The sequence below is a fragment of the Streptomyces longisporoflavus genome (assembly GCF_014649775.1).
Lineage (GTDB): Bacteria > Actinomycetota > Actinomycetes > Streptomycetales > Streptomycetaceae > Streptomyces > Streptomyces longisporoflavus.
The window spans coordinates 196,206-217,012 of the sequence record NZ_BMTR01000006.1 but is presented as its reverse complement, the minus strand read 5'-3'; the positions used below and the strand labels follow the sequence as shown (position 1 = coordinate 217,012).

Genomic DNA, 20,807 nt, shown 5'->3' with positions numbered 1-20,807 from the left:
GGCACCTACGGCGCGGTCACCGGGAAATCCCTGACGACGACTAGGAGATGCCACCATGGCGACGCAGGACCTCAGTTCGAACACGTCGAACACTTCGAGTACGGCCATGTCCGTCAGCACCGAGAAGGACCTCGCGGGCGGGGTGCAGCGGAGCGCCCACGGAGCCACCACCGTCACGGGAGGCAGGGGCGCGGGCGAACCGGCCGCGACCCGGGGCAAGACGTCCATCGCCGATGTCGTGGTCGTGAAGATCGCCGGCATGGCGGCCCGCGAGATCCCCGGCGTCTTCGACATGGGCGGCGGCCTGTCCCGCACCATCGGCGCCGTGCGCGACCGCGTGCCCGGCGGGCGCCCCAACATCGGCCGGGGCGTGAAGGTCGAGGTCGGCGAGCGGCAGACGGCGATCGACCTGGACATCGTCGTCGAGTACGGGGTGCCCATCACGGACGTCGCGCACGACGTACGCGAGAACGTCATCTCGGCGGTGGAGCGGATCACCGGCCTGGAGGTGGTCGAGGTGAACGTCGCCGTCAACGACGTCCACCTGCCCGACGACGACACGGCGGAATCCGGTGGGGAGACGCGCGTCGAGTAGCGCGACCGGCGCAGCACATTCCCCCTTTTTCTGTCTGCGGTGTGAGGTGAGTGGTGAGCACAGCTCTGGTCGGTCTGATGGCGGGCATGGCTCTTGGGTTCGCCGGGTGGTTCGGCGGTTTCGGCGCCTTCCTGCTGGTCGCCGCGCTCGGCGCGGTCGGCTTCGTCCTGGGTCGCCTCGTGGACGACGGCACGGGCATCCGCGCCTTCCTCGACGGGCGTGACCGGGAGCGGCGATGACCACGCCCCCGGCGCAGCGCGGCACGACGACCGTCGCGGACCGCGCGGTGCGCCGTATCGCGCAACGCGCGGCGACCGAGGCGCCGGTCCCCGGCAGGGTCGAGGCCGGGCGGGGGTCCGCGACCGTACGCGGGCGCCGCGCCGAGGTCGCCGTCACCGTGACGCTGCCCTACCCCGCGGTGCTCGACGAGGCGGGCGAGCGCGTACGGGCCCACGTCGCCGAGCGCACCGCCCGGCTCACTGGTCTCACCGTGTCGTCGGCGCGCATCCGGGTCCGGGGTCTGTCCCCCCGGGAACGGTCGGCCGGGCTGCGCGCCACGCCTTCGACGGACACCGGGGCGAGGGAGACCGGGGCGACGGGCACGGCGGCGGCGGACGGGGGCGGTGGCCGTGCCCGCCGTCCGTGGTCCCAACGCCGGCTGCCGGTCGCGGCGTTGGCCCTGGCCGCCGCCGCTGCCTGCGGGCTTCTGCTGTACGACATGGTGTCCGTGCACGCGGCCGGCCACGCCCCCGCCCGATGGCGCGTCCGGACGATGGAGTGGCTCGCCACGCACGGCCCGGACGGCGGCACGGTCCCCGGCCTTCTCGCCGCGCTCGCCGTGTTCGCGCTCGGCGTGTGGCTGCTGGTCCTCGCCGTCACGCCGGGCCGTCGCGGCCGTCTTGCGATGGAGCCACCGCTGCCGGGCATGCGCGCGGTCCTGGAGCGGCGGGCGGTCGCGGTCCTCCTGCGGGATGCCGTGACCGACGTACCCGGCGTCGGCCGCGTCACGGTCCGGGTCGGCCGCCGTAGGGCGCGGGTGCGCGCGAGGCTTGCGTTCGGCGAGCCCGGCCGCGCGCGGCGGGCGGTGCGTGAGGCCGCCGGGGCGGCGACGGCGGGCCTCGGCCTCGCCGCGCCGCTGCGGATGCGCGTACGGCTGAGAACCGAACCCACGTGGAGAGGAGCACCCCCCGATGAGCCGACTCCGTAGCGGCGCCAACCGGTCGACCCTGTTCTGTGCGGCGGCAGTTCTACTGGGCGCGGGTGCCGTGCTCGCGTCCATGGCCGCTCCGGTGCGCGATCGGCTGCCGGCGGACTGGCCGCGGGTCGGTGCCGACCGGGTGTGGCTGGACCAGGACATGCTCGACCGCTGGCGTGAGCACGGCTGGTGGACGCCGGTCGCCCTCGCCGCCGCGGCCCTCGGTGTCGTCCTGTTCCTGTGCTGGGCCGTCGCCCAGATCCGCACGGGTCGGCTGCGCGAACTCCCGCTGGGGCAGCCCGGTGTCACTCTCTCCGCCTCGGCTCTGTCCTCCGTGCTTGCCGACCGGGCCCGGGCCGTCGAGGGCGTGGCCCGCGCCGACGTACGCCTGCTCGGACGCCCGCGGCGGCCGCGGGCCCGCATCACACTGGTCCTTGACCCCGACGCGTCCCCGGAGGCGGTCCTGCGTGAGTTCGCCCGCGGCCCGGTCGCCGAGGCACGGACGGCGGCGGCGCCCCGCGACCTCCGGGTCGACGTGCGCCTCACGACCCGCCGGCACCGGGCGTCCCGCATCCACTGAGCGCGCCCGGCGCCCGTCGGCAGCTACTGCTGCTGGAGGGCTTCCAGCGTGGTGCTCAGGTCGGCGGCGCGGGGGCGGTTGTGCGGAAGCCGGGCGAGTACGGCCGCCATGCCGCAGGTGTTGGTGAGGGCGGAGTAGACGAGGCCCGCGCCGACGCCGGCGGCCAGCCAGCGGGCGGCCCTGAAGCGGGGTCCGGCGGCCAGGCCGAGGACGACGAGGGACCCGGCGGCGAGACGCACCTGGCGGTCCATCGCCCAGGCCGTGGGCGCGCCCTCGGAGGGCTGCAGGGGGTGCCCCTCCGCGGCCCAGGCGGTGGTGCCGCCGGCGAGGGTGGCGGCCGGGATGTCGGCGGCGGCCAGCTCCGTGCCCGCGGTGGCGGAGCGGTTCCCGGAGGCGCAGACCATCAGGAGCTCACCGCGGGCGGCGGCGGCCTTGAGCTCGGGCAGCGCGTGGTGCAGGTCACCGAGGGGGATGTTGTGCGCTCCGGGGAGATGGCCGGAGGCGTACTCGCCGGGGCTGCGGACGTCGATGACGGTGTAGCGGTCCAGGCGGGCGGCCGCCTGGGCGGGCGCCAGATCGGTGGGGGGAGTCATGTGGAACTGTCCTTTCCGTTGCGCCAAGGCTCTCACCCCGGCGCAGATCATGATCGCCGGGATCGTCGGGACGATCGACCACTGGATGGGGCAGGGTCCGCGATCACCACGACAGGACTCCACCATCGCATGAACGCCGAGAACCCCCGCCGTGCCCGGTCGGGGCGGCGGAGGCTCGCGGCGGTCTCCGTCAGCTCTTGGGCATCAGGACGGTGTCGACGACGTGGACCGTGGCGTTGGCCGTCGGGACGTTGCCGCAGACGACCTTCGACGTGTCGTTGACCTTGTACTCCTCGCCGGAGCCCGCGGTGGTGAGCTTGCTCTTCTCCAGCGTTTCGTAGGAGCCGTTCTCCAGGTCCTGCGGCGCCAGTTTCTGGCCCACCACGTGGTAGGTGAGGACCTTGGTGAGCATGGCCTTGTCGTTCAGGACCTTGTCCAGATCGGCCTTGGGGATCTTGGCGAACGCGTCGTTGGTCGGCGCGAACACCGTGATGTTCTTCGCGTTGTTCAGGGTGTCGACGAGACCGGCCTTCTTGACCGCGGTGACCAGGGTGGACAGCTCGGGGTTGTTCGACGCGGCGGTGGCGACCGGGTCCTTCGCCATCCCGTCGAAGGAGCCCGCGCCGCTCTTCGGCACCGACGAACAGGCCGGTCCGAACGGCTCGTCCATGGTCATGGCGTCATCCGACGCGCTCGACTCGCTCTCCTTCGCGCCGGCCGCGGAGTCGGCGGCCTTGGTGTCCTTGTCGCCGCTGTCCGAGCACGCCGTCAGGGCGATCGGCAGCATCGCCGCGGCGGCAACGGCGACCGCGGTACGGCGGAGGCGGCTGGGGTACGTAGACATGGCGGACATGGTCTTCTCCTTGCGTCGTTGCATGTGCGTGGGGTGAGGTGCGAGCCGGTGGCGTGAGGGGGACGCGGGCCACCGCCGTTCTTCGCTCACATGCCGTTCTTCGCTCACATGGGGAATTCGTCGCGGAGCGCGCCGGGGATTGGTCGAAGATCCGCATTCACCCGATCAGGCAAGCTCCGGCACACCTGTCCCACCGGCGGCCGGTCGCCCCACCGCACCGCTCAGACGCCGCGGGCCTGCTCGAAGCGGGCCCGGTCCTCGGTCAGTTCGACGATCGGGTCGGGATAGTCGAGCTCGGCCCGCTCCTTGTCCGGCAGCTTCCACGGCTCGTGGATGTACCGCTCGGGGACATCGGCGAGTTCGGGCACCCAGCGCCGTACGTAGCTGCCGTCCGGGTCGAAGCGCTTGCCCTGGATCACGGGGTTGAGCACCCGGTTGGGCCGGGTGTCGGTCCCGGTGCCCGCCGCCCACTGCCAGTTCATCTGGTTGTTGGCGACGTCGCCGTCCACCAGGAGACTCAGGAAGTGCCGGGCGCCCACCCGCCAGTCCACGTAGAGGGTCTTGGTCAGGAAGCTCGCCACCACGAGCCGTCCCCGGTTGTGCATCCAGCCCTGGTGGCGCAGCTGTCGCATCGCGGCGTCCACGAAGGGGTAGCCGGTGCATCCGTTGAGCCAGGCCGCGGTCTCCTTCTTGTTCGCGCGCCACCGGTCGCCGTGCGAGCGGTAGTCGCGGGCCGCCGACTGAGGGCGGGCCGCGAGCACCTGGTGGTGGAAGTCCCGCCAAGCGAGCTGCCGTACGAACGCCTGCGCCCCCGACGAGCCCTCGCGGGAGGCCCGGTGGACGACCTCGGCCGCCGACAGGGTGCCGAAGTGCAGATGGGGCGAGAGGCGCGAGGTGGCATCGCCCGCGACATCGTCCTGGCCGTCCTCGTACCCCCCGATACCGCCGGACAGCCAGGCCTTCAGCAGCCGTCGCCCGGTGCTCTCGCCGCCCGTGCCGAGTCCCGGCGAGACGCCGGTGATCTCCGCGCGCGGCAGCACCGGGTCCGACGACACGTCGGCGACCCGCACCTTTCGCGGTGCGGCCACGACATCCCGTACGCCCGCCGCGCTCCAGCGCCGGAAGTACGGGGTGAACACGGCGTAGTGGTCCTTGCCCGCAGGGAGCAGCTCCCCCGGCGCGACGGCCGTGATGACCGCGTCGTGCACGACGAGACGGCAGCCGGTGTCTTCGAGCGCGTCCCGCAGCCGTTCCTCGCGCCGCGTCGCATACCGGCTGACCCCGCCCGCGACGTGCAGCGCGACGGCCTCGGTCTCCTTGACCAGCTTGCGTACCTGCTCGACGACGTCACCGCCGCGAACCACGAGGCGCCCGCCGCGCTTGCGCAGCTGGGAGTCCAGGTCCTCCAGGCAGTCGGCGAGGAAGGCACGCCGGTTGGGGACGGCGAAGCCCGTGGCCCGCAATCCGTCGTCGTACACGAACAGCGGGACGATCCGGTCCGCGTCGCGCAGCGCGGCACGCAGCGCCGGGTTGTCGTGCAGACGCAGGTCGGACGTGAAAAGGACGATCGATACGGTCACTTTCTGCGGCTCCTCATGCATACGGTCACTTTCTGCGGCTCCTCATGCAGGGGGGAAGTTCATCAGGGCCACCGGGTCGGACGTCGGCTCGTCCGAGCCGCTCGCGGGCTCCACGGTGATACCGATGCCGGATGCCCCGTCCACCGGGCCGTCCAGGAGCACGGCCTCGGTGCCGCGGTCCGGGTCCATCAGGCCGGCCGAGCGCATCGTTCCACCGTCGTTGAACCACAGTTGGTAGACCTTGCCGGCCGGCGGCCCCGGCATCCCGGCCGCCACGAAGGCGGCTTGGTCGAGGCTCTTGGCCACCACGACCGTGCCGGTCGCGCCGTCGGTCAGCCGCCCGGTGGCGGCCTTGGCGTCCGGCGCGGCGAGCACCCGGGCCAGTTCCTCGGACCGCGTCTGTGCCTGCTGTGCCCGCTCGCCGGCCTCGTCGGCCCGCTGGTACTGCCACACGGCGATTCCGCCGAACGCCGCGGCGGCCGCGAGGCACGCGGCGAGGGCGAAGCGGGACAGCTGCCTGCCGCGGCCCGCGCCACCGGCGGACCTGCCCGGTGCGGGCGCGTGCGGTGGCTGCTGGCGGACCGTGGCGATACGCCGCAGCACGTCGGACTTCATGTCCGCCGGAGGGGCGACCGACACCGCGCGGGCCAGGCGCCCGGCTGTCGCGGCCAGTTCGCGCACCTCCTGGGCGCAGGCCTCGCACTCCTCCAGATGCAGCTCGAACTCCGTGCGTTCCTCGTCCGAGAGCGCGTGCAGGACGTACGCGCCCGTCAGCGTGTGCAGGTCGGCGGCGCTCACGCGCTCACCCCCAGGCAGTCGCGCAGCCGGATCAGGCCGTCGCGCAGCCGGGTCTTGACCGTCCCCAGGGGCACGGAGAGCAGCTCCCCGACCTCCCGGTAGGTCAGCCCGCGGTAATAGGCCAGGGTGACCGACTGGCGCTGCAGTTCGGTCAGATTGCGCAGACAGCGCCGTACCTGCTCGCGCTCCAGGCGGTTCTCCACCTGCTCGCTCACCTCGTCGAAGGCCGGGGTGCGTTCGAGCAGTGCCGCCTTGTGGTCGCGCTCGGCCGACGCCTGTACGGACCGCACGCGGTCCACCGCCCTGCGGTGCGCCATCGTGAGGACCCAGTTCATGACGCTCCCCCGCTCCGGCCGGTAGCGCGCGGCACAGCGCCACACCTCCACGAGGACCTCCTGAGCGACCTCCTCGGACTGGGCCGGATCGCGCAGCACCGTGCGCACGACGCCGAGGACCGGAGAGCACACCCCCTCGTACAGCGAAGCGAAGGCCTCTTGGTCGCCGCGGGCCACCCGGCCGAGCAGCTCGGCCAGATCGGGGCCCGCGGAGGGGGCTCCGCTGATGCGTACCACTTCGTTCACCCGGTGATCCTCCTGGACGCTGATGGCCTTCAGAGGTGATTCGGAGCCGGTGCGTCGCGGGATTGCCGGTGGGTCACGTTTTCTGCGCGGTTTTGGCGGTGCGCTGTTCGGCCGTCCGTGTGATGTTGCGCGCCATGCCGCCGAAGATGAGCGCGTGGAACGGCGAGATGCTCCACCAGTAAGCATGGCCGAGCAGGCCGTGCGGGTGGAAGAGGGCCCGCTGCCGGTAGCGGGTGCGGCCCTTCTCGTCCTGTTCCGCGTACATCTCGAGCCAGGCGAGGCCCGGCAGTCTCATCTCGGCCCGCAGCCGCAGGAGCCGTCCCCGCTCGATCTCCTCGACCCGCCAGAAGTCCAGCGAGTCCCCCACCCGCAGGTGCTGGGCGTCCCGGCGGCCCCTTCTGAGCCCCACCCCGCCGACCAGGCGGTCGAGCCAGCCGCGCACGGCCCAGGCGAGCGGGAAGGAGTACCAGCCGTTGTCCCCGCCCACGCCTTCCACGACGTCCCACAGGGCTCGCGGCGACGCGTCCACGGTCTGCTGACGGCGGTCGGTGTAGAGGCTGCCGCCGGCCCAGTCGGGGTCGGTGGGCAGCGGGTCGCTGGGGGCGCCGGGCAGTGAGGCGGACGACCACCGGGTGCTTACCTTGGCCTCCTTCACGCGTTGCAGGGCAAGGGCGAGCGCCTTGTCGAAGGGGATCGGGCCGCCGGGCGCTTCGGGAACGTACCGCGCGATGTCGTGCTCGTGGCAGACGACCTCGTAGCGCAGCGATTCCGCGAGCGGCCGGGCGATCGACGCGGGTACGGGGGTGATCAGGCCCACCCAGTGGCTGGAGAGGCCGGGGCTCAGCATGGGCACCGGCAGGATCAGGCGGTGGGGCAGCTTCGCCACGACCGCGTACCTGCGCATCATCTCCCGGTAGGTGACCACGTCGGGGCCGCCGATGTCGAAGCCGCGGTTGACGTCGTCGGGCATGGTGGCGCTGCCCACGAGGTAGCGCAGCACGTCGCGCACGGCGACCGGCTGGATGCGGGTGCTCACCCAGCTCGGCGTGACCATGACGGGCAGCCGTTCGGTGAGGTAGCGCAGCATCTCGAAGGACGCGGAACCGGAGCCGATGATGACGGCGGCGCGGAGCACGGTCGTCGGTACGCCGGACTCCAGGAAGATCCGGCCCACTTCGGCCCGGGAGCGCAGATGCGGCGAAAGCTCCTGCTCCGGGACGCCCTCGGGAGTGAGTCCGCCCAGGTAGACGATGCGCCGCACGCCCGCCGCACGGGCCTGTTCGGCGAAGATCCGCGCCGCCTTCCGGTCCGTCTCCTCGAAGCCGGATCCGGTGCCGAGCGCGTGGATGAGGTAGTACGCGACGTCGATGTCCCGCATGGCCGCGCCGACCGACTCTGCGTCGGAGGCGTCGCCCTTCACCACGTCGGCCTCTGCCGCCCAGGGGTAGTCGCGCAGTTTGCCGGGCGTACGGGCGAGGCACCGCACCCGTTGCCCCGCTTCGAGCAGCTCGGGCACGAGCCGCCCTCCGATGTATCCGGTCGCCCCGGTCACCAGGCAGCGCAGCCCCTGCGCACCTTCGCCGCTGTCCATCGGCACCTCCGGCCTCGAACGATGTCCTCTCGCCTCCCCACCTTCCCCCGGTTGTGCGGTGCAGCGCGCGATCAGCGGGGTGAGTCGGGGCCGGAGGCAGCGTCGGGGACAGCGGCGACGTCAGCGACGGCGTCAGCGGGCAGGCGGCCGAGCGGTGCTCCGGCGCAGGACGAGCCGTGTGGGCACCAGCGTGGTGCCGCGTTCCGGCGTGCTCTGCCGCATCTGGCGCAGCACCCCCTCGACGCAGCGCCGCCCCACTTCGGCGAAGTCCTGGTGGACGGTCGTCAGGGGCGGCTGGAAGGAGCCGGACTCGGGGATGTCGTCGAACCCGATGACGCTGACGTCGTCCGGCACCTTCCGGCCGCGCTCGTGCAAGGCGCGCAGCAGGCCGAGGGCCATCTGGTCGTTGGCGGCGAACACCGCCGTGCAGTCCTCCTGTTCGGCGATGCCGAGCCCGGCCCGGTATCCCGACTCCGCCGACCAGTCGCCGCGTACGAGCTCCGGCGCGGCGCACCCGGCCTCTTCGAGCGTCGCCCGCCAGGCGTCGGCCCGGCGCTGCGCGGCGTAGGAGTCCTCGGGTCCGGCGAGGTGCCACACGGTGCGGTGGCCGAGGCCGAGCAGGTGCCGGACGGCGTCGCGGGTGCCGCCGGCCTGGTCGGTGTCGACCACGGTGTAGCGGTCCCCCGCGTCCGAGTCGGCCACGACGACCTGGACATGGGGCGGCAGGGAAAGGGCCGCCGCGTCGAGGAGGTGCTTCTCCATGATGACGATGACGGCGTCGACGGCGAGCTCCCCGAGCCGGGAGAAGGCCCCCCGCACCTCGTCCTGGGTGGGCACGGCGACGGGGAGCAGCGTGACGGCGTACCCCTCCTGTGCCGCGGAGGTGGCGATCGCGTCGATGGTGCGGACGTTGCCCGTGGTGGAGAGCGTGAAGGTGATCAGGCCGATCGTGCGGAACTCGCCGCGTTTGAGGGCGCGGGCCGCGCTGTTGGGCCGGTAGCCGAGTTCCTTCATCGCGGCGAGCACCTGCCGCCGGGTCTCCTCGGTGACCCCGGGGTAGCCGTTGGAGACGCGGGAGACGGTCTGCGAGGAGACGCCGGCGACGCGCGCCACGTCGGCCATGGACGCGCTCTGCCCGCGGCGCGCGGTCCGTTCCGCAGGGGTGCCGTTCGCCCCGGTGCCGTTCGCCCCGGTGCCGTGAACCCGGGCGCCGTTCGCCGGGCTGCTGTCTGTTGCTTCCACTGTCTCCCGTGTCTCCCGCGTCTCCCGCGCTTCCACTGTCCCCCGTGCTTCCGCTGTCTGGCTCGTCGCGTGCGTCTCAACCGTCCCGGAGGCCCCGTCCCGGAGGCCCCGTCCCGGAGGCCCTTTTGTCCGCAATCCCGAACGGCTTCAAGCGTCTTGCGGGCGACCCTTGACCGTCGCCATCGAGGCAGTGTAGACATTCCGCCACTGAATGTTTACGCAAACATAACACCCCGCGAAGCCCGGCCAGGGCCCTTGTCGCAGTGCGATGTTTACGCAAACATCGGCGCTCACGCGACGCCGGCTCCGAGATGGACGAGCGAGGAACGACATGACGACGCTTCACCTGCGGGGAGCCGCCGCCGAGCGGCGCACCTCCCGGCCCCCGTCACCACGCAGGCGCCGTTCCTGGACGGGCTGGGGATTCATCGGCCCCTTCGTGGCGGTCTTCGCGCTGGTCTTCCTGGCTCCCCTCGCCTACTCGGTCTACCTCAGCCTCTTCCGCGACCAGCTCATCGGCGGCACCACGTTCGTGGGCCTGGACAACTACCAACAGGCCCTGCAGGACAGCCAGTTCTGGGCATCCCTCGGGCGGGTCTCGCTGTTCCTCGCGGTCCAGGTCCCGATCATGCTGGGCATCGCCCTCCTGGTGGCCCTCGCCCTGGACAGCGGCCGGCTGTACGGCAAGGACTTCTTCCGGATCTCGGTCTTCCTGCCCTATGCCGTGCCCGCCGTGGTGGCCTCGCTGATGTGGGGCTTCATGTACGGCACCCGCTTCGGTCTCGTCGGCGACATCAACGACGCCCTCGGCGTCTCGCTGCCCGACCCGCTCTCGCCGGACCTGGTCCTCGCCTCCATCGGCAACATCGTCACCTGGGAGTTCACGGGCTACAACATGCTGATCTTCTACTCGGCGCTGCGCGTCATCCCGCACTCCCTGTACGAGGCCGCGGAGATCGACGGCGCCGGTCAGCTCCGTGTCATCACGGCCATCAAACTCCCCGCGATCCGCGGCGCCCTGGTCATCGCGACGATCTTCTCGATCATCGGCAGCTTCCAGCTCTTCAACGAGCCGAGCATCCTGCAGAACCTGGCGCGCAACTCCATCACCACCGACTTCACGCCGAACCTCTACACGTACTCGCTGTCCTTCGCGGGCCGGCAGCAGAACTACTCCGCGACGGTCGCCATCGTCATGGGCCTGATCACCATGGTCATCGCCTATGCCGTCCAGCTGCGCGGCATGCGCAAGGGAGCGTGACCCGATGACCGGACCGAGCAGCCCCGCCACCACCCCGACGACCCCTCCCCCCGCCGTTCCCGCGCCCGCCCGCGCGCCGGGCGCCGCGCCCCGCCTGCGCACACCGCGTGTCCGCACCGCACGGCGGCACACCGCGGGGCGCCCCCGGCGCAGCGTCCTGCTCACCGTGCTCACCGGCCTCGTCCTGCTCTACAGCCTGGTACCGCTGCTTTGGCTGGTCATCAGCGCCACCAAGACGCAGGAAGGACTCGCCGGTTCGTTCGGCCTGTGGTTCAGCGGGGACTTCGCGCTCTGGGACAACATCGCCGAGACGTTCACGTACAACGACGGGGCCTTCACGCGCTGGCTCCTCAACACCGTTCTCTACGTGGTGGCCGGCGCCGGGGGCGCCACGTTCCTCGCGGTCCTCGGCGGATACGCCCTCGCGAAGTTCGACTTCCCCGGCAAGCGCGCCGTCTTCGCCGTCGTCATCGGTGCCGTCGCCGTGCCCGGTACGGCCCTGGCGGTGCCCACCTTCCTGATGTTCAGCAAGATGGGCCTGACGGACACCCCCTGGGCCGTCATCATCCCCTCGCTCATCTCGCCCTTCGGCCTCTATCTGATGTGGGTCTTCGCCACCGAGGCCATCCCCGCCGAGCTGATGGAGGCCGCCCGCATCGACGGGGCGAGCGAGCTGCGCACCTTCTTCCAGGTCGCTCTTCCGCTGCTCGCGCCCGGCACCGTGACCGTCCTGCTCTTCACGATGGTCGCGACCTGGAACAACTACTTCCTGCCGCTGATCATGCTCAAGGACCCGGACTGGTATCCGCTGACCCTGGGCCTGAACAGCTGGAACGCCCAGGCCGCGACGGCGGGCGGCGATCCCGTCTTCCACCTGGTGATCACCGGTTCACTGATCACCGTCCTGCCGCTGATCGCCGCGTTCCTGCTGCTCCAGAAGTACTGGCAGTCCGGACTCGCCGCCGGAAGCGTCAAGGAGTAACCCCCGCAGGCCAGTTGAGCCACCCGCAGATTTCTGCTCGCCCACGAACTCGATCTCGAACTCGACCACAAAGAAGTGGAAGCATCGCCATGCCCCAGAACCCCCGCCGCCTGCTGCGCGGCATAGGACTCCTCTGCGCCCTCGCCCTGGGGGCGACCGCCTGCGGCGGCTCCGACGACGAAGGATCCGACCAGAAGCAGGTCTCGTCGGCGGACATCGAGGCGGCCCTGAAGAAGGGCGGCAAGGTGAAGGTCTGGGCGTGGGAGCCCACCCTGAAGAAGGTCGTCGCCGACTTCGAGAAGGAACACCCCGCCGTCGACGTCGAGCTGGTGAACGCCGGTACCAACAAGGACCAGTACACGGCCCTGCAGAACGCCATCTCGGCGAAGAAGGGCGTCCCCGACGTCGCGCAGGTCGAGTACTACGCGCTGAGCCAGTACGCCCTGACGAAGTCCGTCACCGACCTGACGCCCTTCGGCGCCGACAAGCTCGCCTCGTCCTACTCGCCGGGGCCGTGGAACGCGGTGAAGTCCGGTGACGGCGTGTACGGCCTGCCGATGGACTCCGGCCCCATGGCCCTCTTCTACAACAAGAAGGTCTTCGACAAGCACAAGATCAAGGTGCCGACGACCTGGGACGAGTACCTCCAGGCAGCCCGCAAGCTGCACAAGGCAGACCCGAAGGCGTACATCACCAGCGACACCGGCGAGGCGGGCCTCACCACCAGCCTGTTGTGGCAGGCCGGTTCGCGCCCCTACAAGGTCGACGGCACCAAGGTGGGCATCGACTTCACCGACAAGGGCGCCCGCGCCTACACCGACACCTGGCAGAAGCTGCTCGACGAGAAGCTGGTCGCGCCGATCAACCCCTGGACCGATGAGTGGTACAAGGCCTTCGGCGACGGCACCATCGCGACCCTGCCCTCCGGCGCCTGGATGCCCGCCAACTTCGCCTCCGGCGTCAAGGAGGCCGCCGGTGACTGGCGCGCGGCGCCGCTGCCGCAGTGGACCGCGGGCGACAAGGCCAGCGCCGAGAACGGCGGCAGCTCGCTGGCCCTGCCCGAGCTCGGCGAGAACAAGGAACTGGCCTACGCCTTCGTCGAGTACGCCAACTCCGGCAAGGGCGTGCAGACCCGCATCTCGGAGGGCGCCTTCCCGGCGACCACCAAGGACCTGAAGTCCAAGGCGTTCCAGGAGACCGAGTTCGCCTACTTCGGCGGCCAGAAGGCCAACAAGGTCTTCGCCGAGTCCGCGGCGAACGTCGCCGACGACTGGCAGTACCTGCCCTACCAGGTGTACGCCAACTCGATCTTCAACGACACCGCGGGCAAGGCCTACGTCTCCGGCACTCCCCTGGCCGAGGGCCTGAAGTCCTGGCAGGACGCCTCCCTCAAGTACGGCTCCGAGCAGGGCTTCAGCGTCCAGAAGTGACACCGCCCCGCGCCCCCGCACCCCACGCCCCCGCACCCCGAGCACCGCTCCGGAAGGACCACCATGCCCCGCACCCTCCCGTCCCGGCTGCTGCGCGGACCGGACGGTGACGCCGCCCCCCGGCTCGCGTACGGCGCCGACTACAACCCCGAGCAGTGGCCGCGCGCCGTCTGGGAGGAGGACGTCCGGCTGATGCGCGAGGCCGGCGTCAACATCGTCTCCGTGGGGATCTTCTCCTGGGCGCGCGTCCAACCCGACGCGGACACCCGGGACTTCGCGTGGCTCGACGAGGTCATGGACCTCCTGCACGCGGCCGGCATCGGCGTCGACCTGGCCACCGCCACCGCTTCCCCGCCGCCCTGGCTCACCGCCGCGCACCCGGAGATCCTTCCGGTGACCGCGTCCGGCGAGACGGTGTGGCCGGGGGCGCGGCAGCACTGGCGGCCGACCTCGCCCGTCTTCCGGGAGTACGCGCTGCGCCTGGTGCGCGAGCTGGCCGGGCGCTACGCCGATCACCCGGCGCTGGTGGCCTGGCACGTCTCGAACGAGCTGGGCTGCCACAACGTCTACGACTACTCCGACGACGCGGCCCGCGCCTTCCGCGGCTGGCTGCGCGCCCGCTACACCACCCTGGACGGTCTCAACCACGCCTGGGGCACGGCCTTCTGGTCCCAGCGCTACAGCCACTGGGAGCAGATCCTGCCGCCCCGGCTCGCGGCCTCGCACCCCAACCCCACCCAGCAGCTGGACTTCAAGCGGTTCTCTTCGGACGCCCTGAAGGACTATCTGCGGGCGGAGCGGGACGTCCTGCGCAAGCTCTCCCCGCGGACGCCCGTCACCACGAACTTCATGGTGATGGGCGGCACCAAGGGCATGGACTACGCCGACTGGGCGGGCGAGGTCGACTTCGTCTCGAACGACCACTATGTCGTGCCGGGGCCGCAGGCCCGTGACGAGCTGTCCTTCTCCGCCAACCTCACCAGCTCCCTCGCGGGCCACGCCCCGTGGTTCCTCATGGAGCACTCCACCAGCGCCGTCAACTGGCAGCCCGTCAACCTGGCCAAGCGCGAGGGCGACCTCGCCCGCGACTCGCTTTTGCACGTCGCGCACGGCGCGGACGCCGTGTGCTTCTTCCAGTGGCGCCAATCGGCGGCCGGCGCCGAGAAGTACCACTCGGCGATGGTGCCCCACGCCGGGGCCGACAGCGACCTGTTCCGTGCGGTGACCGCCCTGGGGCAGACCCTGAAGGCGCTCGCCCCCGTCGCCGGGACCGGGCGCGAACCGGCGCGGGTGGCCGTCTTCTTCGACTGGGACTCGTGGTGGGCCAGCGAGCAGGACTCCCACCCCACCTCCCGGCTCGACTACCACCAGGAGGCCCTGGACTGGTACTCCGCGCTCCTGGCTCTCGGCATCCGCGCCGACGTCGTGACCAAGCGGAACGATCTCAACCCGTACGACGTGCTGATCGCGCCCGTGCTCCACGTGGTGCCCGAGGCCCTCGCCAAGGACCTCACGCGATACGTCGAGGGCGGCGGCCATCTGGTCACGACCTACTTCTCCGGCGTCGTCGACGAGAACGACCACGTCTGGCTCGGCGGCTATCCGGGAGCCCTGCGTGACCTGCTCGGCATCCGTGTCGAGGAGTTCGGGCCGCTGCTCGACGGTGACACGGTCGCCCTGGACGACGCCACCACGGGCACGCTGTGGAGCGACCGGATCACCGTCACGGGCCCTGAGGTGGAGGTGCTCGCCCGCTACAGCACCGGTGCGTACGCCGAGCGTCCCGCCGTCACCCGCCGCAGCTCGGGGCAGGGCTCGGCGGCGTACGTCTCCACGCGGCTCGGCGCGGACGGCCTCACCGCCCTGCTGCCCCGGCTGCTCGCACCGGCCGGTGTCGGCAGCGAACTGCCCGCCCCGGCGCGGGGACGCGTCGAGCTGGCCGTACGCCGCGATGCCGAGAGCCGCTATCTGTTCCTGGTCAACCGTACGGACGACACCGTGCCGCTGCCGGGACTGACCGGCGAAGTCCTCACCGGTGCAACCGGTGACGCAGCCGGGGGCGGTCTCGCCCTGCCGCCCCGGGGCGTCACCGTCCTGCGGCAGCCCGGCCCCTGACCCCTCCCCCACTTCCTCTGTACAGCGCCACCCCGTCACCTACGTTGGGAGCACACGTTGGCACCTCGTACCCGCACGAGACGACTCGTCGGCATCGTCGGCGGCACGGCCCTGGCCACCGGGGCGGCCCTGCTGACCGTCCCGCCGCAACCGGCCGCCGCGGCCTCCGCCGAAGTCACCGTCCGGCCCGACCCCTCCTACCGGCACGAGAAGTTCGAGGGCTGGGGCACGAGCCTGGTCTGGTTCGCCAACGCCACCGGCGACTACCCCAAGGAGATACGGGAGAAGCTCGCCCGGCTCCTCTTCGGCGACGACGGCCTGGCCCTGAACATCGCCCGCTACAACATCGGCGGCGGCAACGCCCCCGACGTCAAGGACTATCTGCGTCCCGGCGGCGCGGTCGAGGGCTGGTGGAAGGCTCCCGCGGGCACCACCCGCGAGGACACCGACTGGTGGAACGCCGCGGACAAGGGCGACTGGAACCCGAAGGCCGACGCCACCCAGCGCTGGTGGGTCGACCGGATCAAGAAGGACGTCGACCACTGGGAGACGTTCAGCAACTCGCCGCCCTGGTTCATGACCGAGAGCGGTTACGTCTCGGGCAACTTCGACGCGGGCGCCGACCAGCTCAAGACCGAGTCCGTCGACGACTTCGCCTCTTACCTGGTGGGCGCTACCGAGCGGCTCGAAAAGGCCCACGGCATCAAGGTCGACACCCTCGACCCGTTCAACGAGCCCAACACCGACTACTGGGGCACCCGCCTGGGCGCGGACGGCGAGCCCGTCGGCGGCCGGCAGGAAGGGGCCCACATCGGTCCCGGTCTCCAGCAGAAAGTGATCAAGGCTCTCGACCCGGCGCTGAAGAAGTCCGGGACCGGCGCGGAGATCTCCGCGATGGACGAGACCAACCCCACCACCTTCACGCGGAACTGGAACACCTACCCGCAGGAGGTCAGGGACGCCGTCGGTCAGATGAACGTCCACACCTACGGAACGGACGGCCGCACCAGCGTGCGCGACCTGGCCAAGGCCGCGGACAAGCCGCTGTGGATGAGCGAGGTCGAGGGCGACTGGGGCGACGGGCAGGACTTCGACGACATGCGGCCGGGCCTCGGCCTGGCCCAGCGGATGGTCGACGACCTGCGCGAACTGGAGCCGGAGGCCTGGGTGTTCTGGCAGCCGGTGGAGGACTACGACAACATGAAGCCCGGCGGCGAGTCCGCGAAGGGCGGCAACTGGGGCAGCATCCAGCTGCCGTTCAGCTGCACCGCCGGGGACACTTTGGAAACCTGCCCCGTCCGCACGAACACCAAGTTCGACACGGCCCGCAACTTCACCCACTTCATCAAGCCCGGCGACCGGCTCGTCAAGGTCGACGACACCTCCAGCGCCGCCGCCGTGACCGGCAAGGGCGACGGCGCCACGGTCGTCCACGTCAACGGCACGACCGCGGCGCGCACGGTCACGGTCGACCTGTCCAAGTTCGGCCGGGTCAGCGGCGGAGCCACCGTCACACCCGTCGTGACCAGCGCCGGGGGCAAGCTGGAGCGGCGTGACGCCATCAAGGTCAGCGGCAGGAAGGCCACCTTCGAGGTGCCCGCCCAGTCGGTGACCTCGTTCCTCGTCAAGGGGGTCTCCGGCGTCGCGAAGGACGCCGCCGAGCTGCGCGAGGACCACACGTACGAGCTGACCGGCGCCCAGAGCGGCAAGAACCTCACCGTCGCCGACGACGGCACCGGCCTCGTCATCAAGAGCGCGTCGCAGACGGCGGGCCAGCGGTGGCGGCTGCGGCAGATCAGCGGCGACACCGGCAACCAGCGTCGGCATGTGTTCACCGACGCGGCGGGAGACAGGCGCCTGGCCGTCCGCGACGGCGCCCCGGTGGTCGAGCCCGACACCGGCCCCCGCGACAGGGCCGCCCAGTGGATCATGTCCACGACCGGGGACGGCACCTGGACGCTCGTCAACGCGGCCACCGGACGGCTCCTCGAAGTCGGCGGCCAGGCCACGCACGACGGGGCCGCCGTCACGACGTGGACGCCGAACTCCGGCGCCAACCAGCGCTGGAAGCTGTCCGACATCAACACGCGCTGACCTGCGCTGACCGGCCGCGCATGCCGCTATGAGATGGCCCGAGGGGCGTACCCGAGTGTTTGGGTACGCCCCTCGCGGTATGTGACGGTGGAGACGCGGACAAGTCATGGACACAGGAGAGGTGGTCGCCTTGGTGACAGTGGACGGGTTCACCGGCCGGCTCGACTACCCGATGCTGGTGGTCACGGCGGCCACCGACGACGGCACGCCGAAGGGCTGTCTGGTCGGCTTCGCCTCGCAGTGCGCACTGAGCCCCGTGCGCTTCGCGGTGTGGCTCTCCCGGGCCAACCACACGTACGAGGTGGCACGGCGGGCCGGGTTCCTCGGGGTGCATCTGCTCAGGCGGGACGAGCACCATCTGGCGCAGCTGTTCGGCGGCGAGTGCGGCGCGCGGGTGGACAAGTTCGCCCGCCTGCGCTGGGAGCCCGGCGCGGGAGGGGCGCCCGTGCTCACGGACGCCTGCTCCTGGTGGGTCGGCAGGGTGGAGCGGCACGCCGAGTGGGGAGACCACGCGGGCTTTCATCTCACGCCCGTGGAGACGGGCGGGGACGCCTCACCGCACCAGAAGTTGCTCCGCCTGAGCGACGTCACCGACCTCGACCCCGGCCATCCGGGCTGATGCCGGTCGTGCGCCGCTCACTCCTGAACGCAGAGACAGAAGGGGTGACCCGCCGGGTCGGCGAAGACACGCCAGCCGCGCTCTCCGCCCCGGTCGTCGAGATCGAGGGGGGTCGCGCCGAGCGCGAGCACCTCGTCCTGCGCCCGGTCCATGTCGGCGACGGTGAAGTCCAGGTGCAGCTGCTGCGAGTCCGACGCGCCCTGCGGCCACTTGGGCGGCCGGTGGTCCGGGGCGTGCTGGAAGGAGATCCGGTGCCCGCCGGGGGCGTGCAGGTCGTACCAGATCTCGTTGTACTTCCGGACCTCGCCGCCGAGCACAGCTTGGTAGAAACGGGCCAGCGCCTCGGGCTCGGGGCAGTCCAGCGCAACCAGGCTGTAGGTCGCGATCGCCATGTGCGGCTCTCCTCGCGCGTCTCGACGTCATGCGGAGCGGGTCGGGTTCCCCGTCGTTTCACCGTAAACCCGCTGTTTCTCCCGTGCCTCTCGCCGCACCGTCCCCGCCAGACCGCGCGCCGGAACAGCAAACGCGCTGCTTGACCCGGTAATACCCGGACCAGAGACTTAACTGCCCACCCCACCAGGAGGTACCCATGAAGATGCTGATCAACGTCGCGGAGACGGTCGTGGCGGACGCGCTACGGGGCATGGCGGCCGCGCATCCCGAGCTGACGATCGACGTCGAGAACCGCGTGATCGTACGCAGGGACGCCCCCGTCGCGGGGAAGGTGGCCCTCGTCTCCGGCGGGGGATCCGGGCACGAGCCGCTGCACGGCGGATTCGTCGGGCCGGGGATGCTGTCGGCCGCCTGTCCCGGTGAGGTGTTCACCTCGCCCGTGCCGGATCAGATGGTGCGGGCGGCCGCCGCCGTGGACAGCGGGGCCGGGGTGCTTTTCATCGTGAAGAACTACACGGGGGACGTCCTCAACTTCGACATGGCCGCGGAGCTCGCCGAGGACGAGGGCATCCAGGTCGCCAAGGTCCTCGTCAACGACGATGTGGCGGTCACCGACAGTCTGTACACCGCCGGGCGGCGCGGCACCGGCGCGACCCTCTACGTGGAGAAGATCGCGGGGGCGGCGGCCGACGAGGGCATGCCCCTGGAGCGGGTCGAGGCGATCGCACGGCAGGTGAACGAGAACGCGCGGAGCTTCGGGGTCGCCCTGAGCCCCTGTTCCACTCCCGCCAAGGGCGGCCCGACCTTCGATCTGCCCACCGGGGAGCTGGAGTTGGGCGTCGGCATCCATGGCGAGCCCGGCCGTGAGCGGCGCCCGATGATGACGTCGAGCGAGATCGCGGACTTCGCCGTGAACGCCGTACTGGAGGATCTCGATCCGCGTAATCCGGTGCTCGTGCTCGTGAACGGCATGGGCGCCACTCCCCTCCTCGAGCTGTACGGCTTCAACGCCGAGGTCCAGCGGGTCCTCGCCGAGCGCGGCGTCGTCGTGGCGCACACACTGGTCGGCAACTACGTGACGTCGCTGGACATGGCGGGGGCGTCCGTCACCCTGTGCCAGGTCGACGAGGAGCTGCTGCGGCTCTGGAACGCTCCGGTGCGTACCGCCGGGCTCCGCTGGGGCGTCTGATCCGCCCGCCGCCTCCGCGCACCGCTGAGGCTTCCGTACCCAACTGTTCTACCGCGCAAGGAGTTTCCGTGCTCGATGCCGCATTCTTCCGTCACTGGCTGACCTCGGCCGCCGCACTCGTCGACCGGGAGGCGGAGCGGCTCACCCAGCTCGACTCGCCGATCGGCGACGCCGACCACGGCAGCAATCTGCAGCGCGGGTTCGCCGCCGTGGCGACCACCCTGGAGAAGGACGCGCCCGCCACGCCCGGAGCCGTGCTCACCCTGGCGGGCCGGCAGCTGATCTCGACCGTGGGGGGTGCGTCGGGGCCGCTCTACGGCACGTTGCTGCGGCGCACCGGCAAGGCTCTCGGCGACGCCGCCGAGGTCAGTGAGCAGCAGTTCGCCGACGCGCTGCGCACCGGCGTCGACGCGGTCAGCGCGCTCGGGGGCGCGGCTCCCGGCGACAAGACGATGCTGGACGCTCTCGTGCCCGCGGTCGACGCGCTCGGGGAGTCGTTCGGCGCGGCGCGTGACGCCGCCAACGAAGGCGCGCTCGCCACGACGCCCCTGCAGGCACGCAAGGGGCGGGCCAGTTATCTGGGCGAGCGGAGCATCGGGCACCAGGACCCGGGGGCGACCTCCTCCGCGCTGCTCTTCGACGCGCTCGTCCAGACCGCGGAGGCCGGCCGTGAGTGACGACAAGCTGGTCGGCATCGTCCTCGTCTCGCACAGCGGGGCCGTCGCCGAATCCGTCGCCGCGCTGGCCACGGCGCTCGCCGGCGGTGGGGCGACCGCGCCCGTGGCCCCGGCGGGCGGCACCGAGGACGGCGGCTTCGGCACGAGCTCGGAGCTGATCGCCCGGGCCGCGGCGAAGGTGGACCGCGGCGCGGGCATCGCCATCCTCACCGACCTGGGCAGCGCGGTCCTCACCGTGAAGGCGCTGATCGCCGAGGGCGACGAGCTCCCGGACGGCTCCCGCCTGGTGGACGCCCCGTTCGTGGAGGGCGCGGTCGCGGCGGTGGTGGCCGCGTCGGCGGGCGCCGACGTCGACGCGGTTCAGGCCGCGGCGGCAGAGGCGTACTCCTACCGGAAGGCGTGAGCGGGCCGCTGTGAGCGGGCGTTGTGAGCGGGACAG

21 protein-coding genes are annotated in these 20,807 nt (G+C 71.5%); 13 read left to right on the top strand and 8 right to left on the bottom strand.

The window, feature by feature from the left end; all coding sequences use genetic code 11:
• Window positions 1-55: 55 nt before the first annotated feature.
• The 4 genes from IE226_RS14655 to IE226_RS14640 are packed head-to-tail and all read left to right on the top strand — an operon-like array spanning window position 56 to window position 2,370.
• The gene (locus IE226_RS14655) at window positions 56-595 is read left to right on the top strand and encodes an Asp23/Gls24 family envelope stress response protein (RefSeq protein WP_190081632.1); all 540 of its coding nucleotides are present in this window, start codon (window positions 56-58) and stop codon (window positions 593-595) included.
• A gap of 53 nt (window positions 596-648) precedes the next feature.
• A complete protein-coding gene (locus IE226_RS14650) occupies window positions 649-834 on the top strand; it encodes a hypothetical protein (protein ID WP_190081631.1) in 186 nt (61 codons plus the stop codon).
• Complete coding sequence (locus IE226_RS14645) at window positions 831-1,802, top strand: DUF6286 domain-containing Asp23/Gls24 family envelope stress response protein (protein WP_190081630.1); 972 nt, start codon at window positions 831-833, stop codon at window positions 1,800-1,802. Before IE226_RS14650 ends, IE226_RS14645 begins: the two co-directional genes overlap by 4 nt.
• Complete coding sequence (locus IE226_RS14640; RefSeq protein ID WP_190081629.1) at window positions 1,786-2,370, top strand: alkaline shock response membrane anchor protein AmaP; 585 nt, start codon at window positions 1,786-1,788, stop codon at window positions 2,368-2,370. Before IE226_RS14645 ends, IE226_RS14640 begins: the two co-directional genes overlap by 17 nt.
• A gap of 23 nt (window positions 2,371-2,393) precedes the next feature.
• Here IE226_RS14640 and IE226_RS14635 read toward each other — a convergent pair whose 3' ends face one another.
• The 7 genes from IE226_RS14635 to IE226_RS14605 form a co-directional block, all read right to left on the bottom strand.
• Window positions 2,394-2,963: a rhodanese-like domain-containing protein gene (locus IE226_RS14635; RefSeq protein ID WP_190081628.1), complete on the bottom strand. Its 570-nt coding sequence runs from the start codon at window positions 2,961-2,963 to the stop codon at window positions 2,394-2,396.
• 190 nt (window positions 2,964-3,153) lie between these two features.
• Window positions 3,154-3,816 carry a fasciclin domain-containing protein gene (locus IE226_RS14630; RefSeq protein ID WP_373306954.1) on the bottom strand — a complete coding sequence of 221 codons (663 nt, stop codon included), beginning with the start codon at window positions 3,814-3,816 and terminating at the stop codon, window positions 3,154-3,156.
• A 221-nt stretch (window positions 3,817-4,037) separates the two neighbouring features.
• Window positions 4,038-5,396 carry a cryptochrome/photolyase family protein gene (locus IE226_RS14625; protein ID WP_190081627.1) on the bottom strand — a complete coding sequence of 453 codons (1,359 nt, stop codon included), beginning with the start codon at window positions 5,394-5,396 and terminating at the stop codon, window positions 4,038-4,040.
• A gap of 42 nt (window positions 5,397-5,438) precedes the next feature.
• On the bottom strand, window positions 5,439-6,194 hold the full coding sequence (locus IE226_RS14620; protein WP_190081626.1) for an anti-sigma factor: 756 nt from the start codon (window positions 6,192-6,194) through the stop codon (window positions 5,439-5,441).
• Entirely contained in the window at window positions 6,191-6,775 is a 585-nt protein-coding gene (locus tag IE226_RS14615) for a sigma-70 family RNA polymerase sigma factor (RefSeq protein ID WP_190081625.1), read from the bottom strand. Before IE226_RS14615 ends, IE226_RS14620 begins: the two co-directional genes overlap by 4 nt.
• 73 nt (window positions 6,776-6,848) lie before the next feature.
• The gene (locus IE226_RS14610) at window positions 6,849-8,366 is read right to left on the bottom strand and encodes an SDR family oxidoreductase (protein ID WP_190081624.1); all 1,518 of its coding nucleotides are present in this window, start codon (window positions 8,364-8,366) and stop codon (window positions 6,849-6,851) included.
• Window positions 8,367-8,498: 132 nt separating this feature from the next.
• Window positions 8,499-9,488 (bottom strand): LacI family DNA-binding transcriptional regulator, encoded by a 990-nt coding sequence (locus IE226_RS14605; RefSeq protein ID WP_190081830.1) that lies wholly within the window; start codon window positions 9,486-9,488, stop codon window positions 8,499-8,501.
• Window positions 9,489-9,939: 451 nt separating this feature from the next.
• Here IE226_RS14605 and IE226_RS14600 point away from each other — a divergent pair, with 451 nt between their 5' ends.
• From IE226_RS14600 to IE226_RS14575, 6 genes are all read left to right on the top strand, one after another.
• Complete coding sequence (locus IE226_RS14600) at window positions 9,940-10,869, top strand: carbohydrate ABC transporter permease (protein ID WP_190081623.1); 930 nt, start codon at window positions 9,940-9,942, stop codon at window positions 10,867-10,869.
• A gap of 4 nt (window positions 10,870-10,873) precedes the next feature.
• Entirely contained in the window at window positions 10,874-11,851 is a 978-nt protein-coding gene (locus IE226_RS14595; RefSeq protein WP_190081622.1) for a carbohydrate ABC transporter permease, read from the top strand.
• 89 nt (window positions 11,852-11,940) lie between these two features.
• Complete coding sequence (locus tag IE226_RS14590) at window positions 11,941-13,281, top strand: ABC transporter substrate-binding protein (protein ID WP_190081621.1); 1,341 nt, start codon at window positions 11,941-11,943, stop codon at window positions 13,279-13,281.
• Window positions 13,282-13,344: 63 nt separating this feature from the next.
• Window positions 13,345-15,396, top strand: a complete 2,052-nt coding sequence (locus IE226_RS14585) for a beta-galactosidase (RefSeq protein ID WP_190081620.1) — start codon at window positions 13,345-13,347, stop codon at window positions 15,394-15,396.
• 57 nt (window positions 15,397-15,453) lie between these two features.
• Window positions 15,454-17,490 (top strand): glycoside hydrolase, encoded by a 2,037-nt coding sequence (locus tag IE226_RS14580; protein WP_190081619.1) that lies wholly within the window; start codon window positions 15,454-15,456, stop codon window positions 17,488-17,490.
• A 106-nt stretch (window positions 17,491-17,596) separates the two neighbouring features.
• Window positions 17,597-18,109, top strand: coding sequence for a flavin reductase family protein (locus IE226_RS14575; protein ID WP_190081618.1), 513 nt, complete (start codon window positions 17,597-17,599; stop codon window positions 18,107-18,109).
• Window positions 18,110-18,126: 17 nt separating this feature from the next.
• Here the strand turns inward: IE226_RS14575 and IE226_RS14570 are convergent, their stop codons facing one another.
• Complete coding sequence (locus IE226_RS14570; RefSeq protein WP_190081617.1) at window positions 18,127-18,501, bottom strand: VOC family protein; 375 nt, start codon at window positions 18,499-18,501, stop codon at window positions 18,127-18,129.
• Window positions 18,502-18,698: 197 nt separating this feature from the next.
• On the opposite strand from IE226_RS14570, the gene dhaK reads away from it, so the two are divergent.
• The 3 genes from dhaK to IE226_RS14555 all read left to right on the top strand — a co-directional run bounded on the left by dhaK (window position 18,699) and on the right by IE226_RS14555 (window position 20,771).
• The gene (gene dhaK / locus IE226_RS14565; protein WP_190081616.1) at window positions 18,699-19,691 is read left to right on the top strand and encodes a dihydroxyacetone kinase subunit DhaK; all 993 of its coding nucleotides are present in this window, start codon (window positions 18,699-18,701) and stop codon (window positions 19,689-19,691) included.
• Window positions 19,692-19,759: 68 nt separating this feature from the next.
• On the top strand, window positions 19,760-20,368 hold the full coding sequence (gene dhaL / locus IE226_RS14560; RefSeq protein ID WP_190081615.1) for a dihydroxyacetone kinase subunit DhaL: 609 nt from the start codon (window positions 19,760-19,762) through the stop codon (window positions 20,366-20,368).
• Window positions 20,361-20,771 (top strand): PTS-dependent dihydroxyacetone kinase phosphotransferase subunit DhaM, encoded by a 411-nt coding sequence (locus IE226_RS14555; protein WP_190081614.1) that lies wholly within the window; start codon window positions 20,361-20,363, stop codon window positions 20,769-20,771. Before dhaL ends, IE226_RS14555 begins: the two co-directional genes overlap by 8 nt.
• Window positions 20,772-20,807 lie beyond the last annotated feature (36 nt).

Coding starts and splice junctions, on each gene's coding strand:
- IE226_RS14600 (WP_190081623.1), top strand. CDS start 9,940: ATGACGACGCTTCACCTGCGGGGAGCCGCCGCCGAGCGGCGCACCTCC.
- IE226_RS14585 (WP_190081620.1), top strand. CDS start 13,345: ATGCCCCGCACCCTCCCGTCCCGGCTGCTGCGCGGACCGGACGGTGAC.
- IE226_RS14640 (WP_190081629.1), top strand. CDS start 1,786: ATGAGCCGACTCCGTAGCGGCGCCAACCGGTCGACCCTGTTCTGTGCG.
- IE226_RS14605 (WP_190081830.1), bottom strand. CDS start 9,488: ATGGCCGACGTGGCGCGCGTCGCCGGCGTCTCCTCGCAGACCGTCTCC.
- IE226_RS14635 (WP_190081628.1), bottom strand. CDS start 2,963: ATGACTCCCCCCACCGATCTGGCGCCCGCCCAGGCGGCCGCCCGCCTG.
- IE226_RS14645 (WP_190081630.1), top strand. CDS start 831: ATGACCACGCCCCCGGCGCAGCGCGGCACGACGACCGTCGCGGACCGC.
- IE226_RS14655 (WP_190081632.1), top strand. CDS start 56: ATGGCGACGCAGGACCTCAGTTCGAACACGTCGAACACTTCGAGTACG.
- IE226_RS14575 (WP_190081618.1), top strand. CDS start 17,597: ATGGACACAGGAGAGGTGGTCGCCTTGGTGACAGTGGACGGGTTCACC.
- dhaK (WP_190081616.1), top strand. CDS start 18,699: ATGAAGATGCTGATCAACGTCGCGGAGACGGTCGTGGCGGACGCGCTA.
- IE226_RS14610 (WP_190081624.1), bottom strand. CDS start 8,366: ATGGACAGCGGCGAAGGTGCGCAGGGGCTGCGCTGCCTGGTGACCGGG.
- IE226_RS14595 (WP_190081622.1), top strand. CDS start 10,874: ATGACCGGACCGAGCAGCCCCGCCACCACCCCGACGACCCCTCCCCCC.
- IE226_RS14630 (WP_373306954.1), bottom strand. CDS start 3,816: ATGTCCGCCATGTCTACGTACCCCAGCCGCCTCCGCCGTACCGCGGTC.
- IE226_RS14590 (WP_190081621.1), top strand. CDS start 11,941: ATGCCCCAGAACCCCCGCCGCCTGCTGCGCGGCATAGGACTCCTCTGC.
- IE226_RS14570 (WP_190081617.1), bottom strand. CDS start 18,501: ATGGCGATCGCGACCTACAGCCTGGTTGCGCTGGACTGCCCCGAGCCC.